We start from the raw sequence: 7,963 nt of genomic DNA on the forward strand, positions 1-7,963 counted from the left end.
GCCGAACTTCTGATCCTCGTGGGCGGTCGCGATGTACTCGTGCGTGTGCGCCTCGACGCCCGGAGTGACACGCACCATCACCGAGGCGTGCCAGTCGTTCGCCTCGCAGAGCTCGATGATTCGGTCCAACTCATCCAGCGAGTCGATGATGATGCGTCCTACCCCGGCCTCCAGGGCAGTCGCCAACTCAGTCACGCTCTTGTTGTTGCCGTGCATGCCGATCCGGGCAGGGTCCATGCCTGCCTGCAGTGCGGTCGCCAGCTCACCGCCGGAGCAGACATCGAGCGCGAGGCCCTCCTCGTCCACCCAGCGGGCGACGGTGCGGGTGAGGAAGGCCTTGCCCGCGTAGTAGACGGTCCAGCCCTCGAAGGCATCGCGGAATGCCCGGGCGCGCTGCCGGAAGTCCTGCTCGTCCATCAGATAGAGGGGGGTGCCGAATTGCGCGACGGCGTCGGTGACCTTCAGCCCGGCAGTACTGATCGCACCGTCGTCATCTCGTGCGGTGGACGAACTCCACAGTGCGGCGTCGAGTCTATTGGGGTCGCTCGGACGCTCCAGCCACTGCGGGCCAGGAGTCGAAACATCGGCATGGATAGCACCAGCGACGTGCATATGGGTCACGATGCCCCATTCTCCCAGAACCAGCCAACTCGCGCCAAGCCGTCCGGCGCGTCCGGGAATCGGACGAGGCCTCCGCTCGATTCCGGCCGAGGGTTTCCGCCGGGGACCGGCCAGTGCTAACCTGAACCCTGCCCAGCAAGCCAGCAGACTTGCCCCCGTAGCTCAGGGGATAGAGCACCGCCCTCCGGAGGCGGGAGCCGAGGTTCGAATCCTCGCGGGGGCGCCACCTCCCCATCCAATTGCCGCGACGCGCCGGCTGACCGGAGGACATCTGATGGCCACCTCACCCGATGCGCCGCAAGCCTCGCAACGCTGGCATCTGTCTGAGATCCTGGTTGCTCCCGAGCGGTTCATCTCTCATCTCTTTGATCGGTGGAATCTGCGGTCGGGACGCATGCAATTGCTGATCTGGGCTATCGGCCGCCTCGCTGTGCTGCTGACCTGGGGATTGATCAACCCCGAGACTCAAGGCGACGTCGTCTACTACTACGAACACATCTCTTTCATGTTCACCGCCGGCCCGGCCGACACGATGACCGAGTACCCCACGCCGGTGCTGTGGTTGCTGACCGTGCCTTGGCTGCTCGGATTTGGTACCCAGACCGGCTATGTCGTGGCGTTCGTGCTACTCATGGTGGCATTGGACGTGGCCTTCACGCTCTCTCTATGGGCCTGGGGCGGGCGTCTGCGGGCTCACGCGGTGACCTTCTGGACGCTGTTCGTCGTCTTCATCGGCCCGACCGTCTATTTGCGCTTCGATCTGGTGACCTCGGTGCTGGCCGGGTGGAGTCTGCTCCTACTGCTCCGCCGCCGCTGGACGACCAGCGGCGCGCTGGCAGGCGTGGGCGCCGCGATCAAGCTGTGGCCCGCGCTGCTGTGGCCGGCGCTGCTCGGCGGCAGCCGGCGGCAGCGCATCCGCACGAGTCTGGGGTTCTGGATCTGTGGTGGGCTGCTCGCCCTCGCCTCGCTGCTGTGGGCCGGATGGAACAGGCTGGTCTCGCCACTCAGCTGGCAATCGGGACGCGGACTCCAGGTGGAATCGGTCTGGGCGACCGTGCCGATGGTGCTGCGCGCGGTCGGCCTGGGCGACTATGCAGTGACGATCTCCCGCTTCCAGGCCTTCGAGATCTATGGCACCGGCATCGGGTTCTGGTCGGCGCTCGCGTCAATCGCGACTGCGGCCGGGATGGCGATCTTGGTCGCGGTCTTCGTGCTCTGGTGGCGGCACGGCCACGGAACCACCTCCCAGGCAGCCCTGTTGATGATGCTGGTCATCTTGACCATGATCGTGACCAACAAGACCTTCAGCCCCCAGTACATGATCTGGCTCGGTGGCCCGATGGCCGCAGCGATCGCGCTGCTGGGACGCCAGCATCCTGATGCCCGCGACTACGCGCTGGACCGGCGCAGGCTGTGGTTGATCTGTATCGCCATCTTGACGACCACGATCCTGACCGGCATCGTCTTTCCGATCGGCTACGACCCGCTGGTGCGGGACTCCTTTATCACCCGTTACTGGCGATTGCCTGTGACTATCGTCCTGGCGATGCGGAACCTGCTGATCACGGCACTTCTGGGCTATGTTCTGCGGTTGGTGAAGAGTTTCGTCTGGCCGATCGCCAGGGAAAGGCGCCCATGAGCAGCCCCGGCAACCGCTACCCGCCGTCAGTCAACCGAAGCCGTCCATCGATCGGTTGGGTGCTGACGAACGGCTTCGTCGCCTTCGCATTCTGGTTGCTCAGCCGCGCGTTGATAGCACTGCTGTGGAGCCTCGAAGAGACCTTCATCGACCACGACGTGCGCTACTACTACTGGCAACTGGAGGGCAACGGGTTGGACGGTGCGCTGGTGGAGTATCCCACTCCGATCGCCGTCCTGCTCGACGGCATCCACCTCAGTGTCGGACGCTCCGAAGATGCCTACGTCATCTCATTCGTGCTCTTGATGGCCGTCCTGGACGGCGCAGCGACCATCTGGCTATGGCGCTCGTACAGCAGGCAAGCGGCGGTCTACTGGTCTGCCTACACCTTCTGCATCGGTTCGCTGATCTGGTTCCGAATCGACCTGCTGCCCGCGATCGCCGTGCTCGCCGGCCTGGCCTTCGTCAGCAGCCGCCCGTTCGCTTCCGGCGCGGCCGTCGCGCTGGGTGCTGCGACCAAGCTGTGGCCAGCGATGTTGATCGCTCCGATGCTCGGCACCGATCGTCTGGGCAAACGGCGGGGGCTGGGCTTTGCCATCGTCGGCGGCGTGCTCGGGCTGGGATCACTGGCCGTCTTCGGCTGGACGCGATCGATATCGCCGGTGACCTGGCAGTCCGACCGCGGATTGCAGATCGAGTCCATCGTTGCGACGATCCCGATGATCCGCCACGCCTTCGGCCGGCCCGGTGAGTACTTCACCGAACTCTCGCAGTACAACGCGTGGGAGATCTTCGGGCCCGGGGTGCAGAGTTGGCTGGCCGCTGCCGATTGGCTGCTGGGCGGTAGCGTGCTGTTGGCCCTCGTGCTGGGCTGGCTGATCGGATTCGGCGGAGCGGGACTGCCCGGACACAAGCTCAGCAATGCAAATGATCCGGCCCGGATGGTCGCCCGCACGCACGCTATCGTCCTTGCCCAAGTCGCGCTGATCAGCATGACGATCGTCGCAAACAAGACCTTCAGCCCGCAGTACATGATCTGGCTCGGGGCCCCACTGACCATCCTGGTCGCGTTGCCGCTGGCCCGCCGTGACCGGATAGACGCGCGCTGGCTGGCGATTCTCGGTCTGATCTGCGCCGTCCTCACCCATCTGATCTTCCCGCTGAACTACGCGGGCCTCATCGATCAGCAGGTGGCAGACCAAGGTGACACAGTACGGCTGGCCGTCCGCAATCTCCTGGTGATCGGGCTCTGCGCGGCCGCGGTGACCATGGCCATCCGTTCGGCGTGGCGGATCGGACGAGACGACCCGCAACTGGTGTCATCGCACTAGAGTTGATTCTGCAATCAACTCGGCACACCAAATCTCTGAGGGTGCCAGCGGGTCGCGCAACGCCAATCACTGGAAGGGGCGAAGCGGCACACGGCCGCAGCATAGATGTCCGACTTTGACGATTTCGGCGCCAACGACTGGCTCATCGAAGAGATGCGCGAGCGCTACCACAACGATCCCTCGTCCGTGGATCCCAAATGGGTCCAGTTCTTCGCGAAGCACCCTGAAGCCACCGAGCCGCAAGCCTCCCCAGTTCAGACGGCACCCGTCGGCCGGGCTGCACCGTCCGTGATCCCGGCCGCTTCTGAAGCCGCCGGACCAGCAGCCGGTAGCCCGGTGGCCAAGGTCGAGGCCAGGGATGAGCGCACCGAGTCGCCCAATCAGCCCGGCACGGCCAGCGGACTCGGGCCGGAGGTGCCGAATCCGTTCCTTCGCCCCCAGCTGTCCGGCGATGGGCCACGCCGAACGGTGATGAGGGGCGCACCGATGCGCACCGCGCGCAATATGGACGCCTCGCGCTCAATGCCGACCGCCACATCGGTGCGTACCGTACCGATGAAGCTGGTCGTTGAGAACCGCGCCACCATCAACAACTTCCTGCGCCGCAGCCGTGGTGGCAAGGTCAGCTTCACCCACCTCATCGGTTTCGCGATGGTGCAGGCCATCAAAGCCGTGCCTGCCATGAACTGCTCCTATGACGAGCAGGATGGCAAGCCGGTACTGGTCGAGCACGGCGACATCAATCTCGGTGTGGCCATCGATGTCGTCAAAGGCGATCAGCGACAGCTCTTGGTACCCAATATCCGCGCTTGCGAGGACCTGAACTTCGCGCAGTTCTACGCCGCCTACGAGACACTGGTGCACAAGGCGCGCGAGAACAAGCTGGTCGTCGACGACTTCGCGGGCACCACGGTTTCGCTGACCAACCCCGGCGGCATCGGCACGAACATGTCGGTGCCCCGGTTGATGCCCGGCCAGGGCCTCATTCTGGGCGTCGGCTCGATCGGATATGCCGCTGACTTCGAGGGCACCAGTCAGGTCAACCTGACGCAGATGGCGGTCAGCAAGGTCACCACCTTGACTTCCACCTACGATCATCGGGTCATTCAGGGTGCTCAGAGCGGCGAATTCCTGCGCGAGATGCATCGCCTGCTGCTGGGTGCCGACGGCTTCTATGAGGAGATCTTCGAGGCGCTGCGCATCCCCTATCCCCCGGTCAAGTGGGCCGCCGATATTCCGATCAACCGGAACTATCACCTCAGCAAGCAGGCGCGCGTCGTCTCGCTGGTCAACTCGTACCGCATCTTCGGGCATCTGCAGGCCGATGTGGATCCGCTCGAATTCACGATGCGCAGCCATCCAGAGCTCGAACTCGAGACGCATGGCCTGACGCTGTGGGATCTCGACCGGGAGTTCCCGGTCGGCCGGTTCGCCGGCGAGCAGCTGGGATTCCTCACGCTGCGCCAGATCCTCGACACCCTGCGCGACTCGTACGCCCATACGATGGGCATCGAATACATGCACATTCACGATCCCGAGCAGCGCCGCTGGTTCCAGCAACGCCTGGAGGCCCCGCATCAGCCTCGTCCGCGCACCGAGCATCTTCGCATTCTCGACCAACTCAGCGAGGCCGAGATCTTCGAGACCTTCCTGCAGACCAAGTATGTCGGCCAGACCAGATTCAGTCTCGAGGGTGCCGAATCAGCGATCGTCATCCTCGCCGAGATCTGCGAACGCGCGGCCGACGAGGAGATCGCCGAGGTCTGCATCGGCATGCCGCACCGCGGCCGGCTGAACGTGCTGACCAACATCGTCGGCAAGGCCTATTCACAGATCTTCCGCGAGTTCGACAACCGTGCCACCGACGAGGAAGTCATCAGCGGCGACGTGAAGTATCACCTTGGCGCCGATGGCGAGTACACCTCGTCCAGCGGACGTACCGTGCGCACATCGGTCGCCGCCAACCCCTCCCATCTGGAGGCGGTCGATCCGGTACTGGAAGGCATCGCGCGTGCCAAGAACGACCGGCTCACGCTGACCGATCAAGGTCTGCAACAAAGTGCCCATCCCGTGCTACCCGTACTGGCTCACGGCGATGCGTCCTTCGCCGGCCAAGGTGTGGTCTACGAGACGCTGCAGATGAGCCAACTGCGCCCCTACCGCAACGGCGGCACGATCCATCTGGTGGTCAACAACCAGGTCGGCTTCACCACCGGCCCCGCGGACAGCCGCAGTTCGGTCTATTGCACCGATGTCGCCAAAGCCATCCAGGCACCGATCATCCATGTCAACGGCGATGATCCGGATTCCTGCGCGCTATCTGCCCAGCTCGCCTTCGAGTACCGGCAGCGATTCGGCAAGGATGTCGTCATCGACATGCTCTGCTATCGCCGCCGCGGCCACAACGAGGGCGACGAGCCCAGCTTCACCCAGCCACTCACCTACAACCTGATCGAGAAGAAGCGTCCGGTGCGCAAGCTGTACACCGAGCAACTGATCGGCCGTGGCGACATCTCAATGGCGGACGCCGAGCAGGCCGTGAACAAGTTCCGCGACCGCCTCGAAGAGGTCTTCAGCATGGTCCGCGACCCCGAAGTGCCCCCGGAGGACAACGACTACCGCCTGACACCGAGCTACCCGGTCAAGCGGAGCATGAAGATCGGTACCGCCGCCACTGAAGAGCAGATCGCTGCGGTCGCCTCGGTCTACAGCAATCTGCCCGACGGCTTCCATGTACATCCCAAGCTCGCTCCCCAGCTGGCGCGTCGCGTCAAGGCGATCAAAGACGGCCCGATCGATTGGGCGACAGGCGAACTGCTGGGTTTCGGCACGCTGCTGATGCAGGGCTACCCGGTACGTCTGGTCGGGCAGGACACCCGACGCGGCACCTTCAGTCAGCGATTCGGCGCGATCGTGGATCGTTTGACGAATGAGGCATGGGTGCCGCTGAAGCATCTGTCGGCCGATCAGGCGCCGTTCGAGATCTACGATTCGCTGCTCAGCGAGTATGCGTCCATCGGCTTCGAGTACGGCTACTCAGTGGCCGCTCCGGAAGCACTGGTCTGTTGGGAGGCCCAGTACGGTGACTTCTCCAACGGCGGTCAGATCATCTTGGACGAGTTCATTGCGTCCGGCTTCGCCAAATGGAAGCAGAAATCGGGCGTCGTGCTCCTTCTCCCGCACGGCTATGAGGGAGCCGGCCCCGACCATTCGAGCGCGCGCATCGAGCGTTTCCTGCAGATGTGTGCAGGTGACAATATGGCCGTGTGTCAGCCGACGACGCCGGCCAGCTACTTCCATCTGTTGCGTCAGCATGCGCAGGTCAACTGGCATCGCCCCTTGATCGTCGCAACACCGAAATCGATGCTGCGTAACAAGCTCGCGGTCTCTGCGCCCGACGAGTTCACCAGCGGCTCTTGGCGTCCCGTGTTGTCCGACCCGACGATCACCGATCCTGCGGCTGTCGAGCGCATCCTGATCTGCTCGGGCAAGATCCGCTGGGATCTGGTTCAGCAGCGCGAGAAGATGGGCCTGAATGCGAAGGTCGCGATCATCACCATGGAGCGACTCTTCCCACTGGTCACCACCCAGCTGGCCGCCGAGCTAGCCCGCTACCCGCACGTCGACGACATCCGCTGGGTACAGGACGAGCCCTCCAACCAGGGACCGTGGGAGTTCTTGGAGTTGCACTTCGTACCGGCGATGAGCGAGGAACTCGGACACACATTCGCGATGCGACCGTTCGCTCGTCCGATGGCTGCTGCTGCGTCGACCGGGTCGTCCGCTGTGCACAAGTCAGAGGAGGAGAAGCTGCTGTCCGCAGCGTTGGGCGACGATTGATCGGTCCGCGATCATCTTGCAAGGGGCAACAAATCGAGGAAAAACCGCTCTACCCCCTACCGCGGCCAGCCTGTTCATGGCAAGGTTGACTGGCTGACGGTTTACACCATAGATCGAATAGGAGTCCCAACACATGGACTGGCGCCATCGCGCAGCTTGTCTGACTGAAGATCCGGAGCTTTTCTTCCCCATCGGCAACACCGGGCCAGCCTTGGCTCAGGTCGAGGAGGCGAAGATGGTTTGCCGACGCTGCGAAGCTCGCGAGGAGTGCCTGCGCTGGGCGCTGGAGGCCGGTCAGGATCACGGGGTCTGGGGTGGCATGTCGGAAGACGAACGCCGCGCCATGAAGCGCCGTGCTTCCCGTGCTCGCCTGCGCAACAGTTGACCGGCGGGTTTCCCGCGTTACGGACTGGTCCATCAGGGGCCAGTCCATTTGCTGCGCTGCCCGGTTGACTCATCCGGACCGCCCCACGGCAGCTACCGAAAACAGCAGCGGCTACCGATCCGTCCGGATCCCCCACAGCAGCTACCG

The 7,963-nt window shown here is 63.9% G+C and carries 4 protein-coding genes, 1 tRNA gene and 1 pseudogene; 5 read left to right on the plus strand and 1 reads right to left on the minus strand.

The features are described from left to right. A pseudogene (locus tag AAFP05_RS05970) lies at positions 1–621 on the minus strand (diaminopimelate decarboxylase); the annotation flags it as partial. A 151-nt stretch (positions 622–772) separates the two neighbouring features. On the opposite strand from AAFP05_RS05970, the gene AAFP05_RS05975 reads away from it, so the two are divergent. The 5 genes from AAFP05_RS05975 (at position 773) to AAFP05_RS05995 (ending at position 7,816) form a co-directional block, all read left to right on the plus strand. After that, positions 773–847: transfer RNA gene (locus AAFP05_RS05975), tRNA-Arg, on the plus strand. A 48-nt stretch (positions 848–895) separates the two neighbouring features. After that, positions 896–2,260, plus strand: a complete 1,365-nt coding sequence (locus AAFP05_RS05980; protein ID WP_341728939.1) for a glycosyltransferase 87 family protein — start codon at positions 896–898, stop codon at positions 2,258–2,260. Then, on the plus strand, positions 2,257–3,591 hold the full coding sequence (locus tag AAFP05_RS05985) for a hypothetical protein (protein WP_341728940.1): 1,335 nt from the start codon (positions 2,257–2,259) through the stop codon (positions 3,589–3,591). Before AAFP05_RS05980 ends, AAFP05_RS05985 begins: the two co-directional genes overlap by 4 nt. A 105-nt stretch (positions 3,592–3,696) precedes the next feature. After that, complete coding sequence (locus tag AAFP05_RS05990; RefSeq protein WP_341728941.1) at positions 3,697–7,431, plus strand: multifunctional oxoglutarate decarboxylase/oxoglutarate dehydrogenase thiamine pyrophosphate-binding subunit/dihydrolipoyllysine-residue succinyltransferase subunit; 3,735 nt, start codon at positions 3,697–3,699, stop codon at positions 7,429–7,431. Between the two features lie 133 nt (positions 7,432–7,564). Then, positions 7,565–7,816: a WhiB family transcriptional regulator gene (locus AAFP05_RS05995; RefSeq protein ID WP_341728942.1), complete on the plus strand. Its 252-nt coding sequence runs from the start codon at positions 7,565–7,567 to the stop codon at positions 7,814–7,816. Positions 7,817–7,963: the final 147 nt, after the last annotated feature.

Source organism: Brooklawnia sp. (assembly GCF_032229645.1).
Taxonomy (GTDB): domain Bacteria; phylum Actinomycetota; class Actinomycetes; order Propionibacteriales; family Propionibacteriaceae; genus Brooklawnia.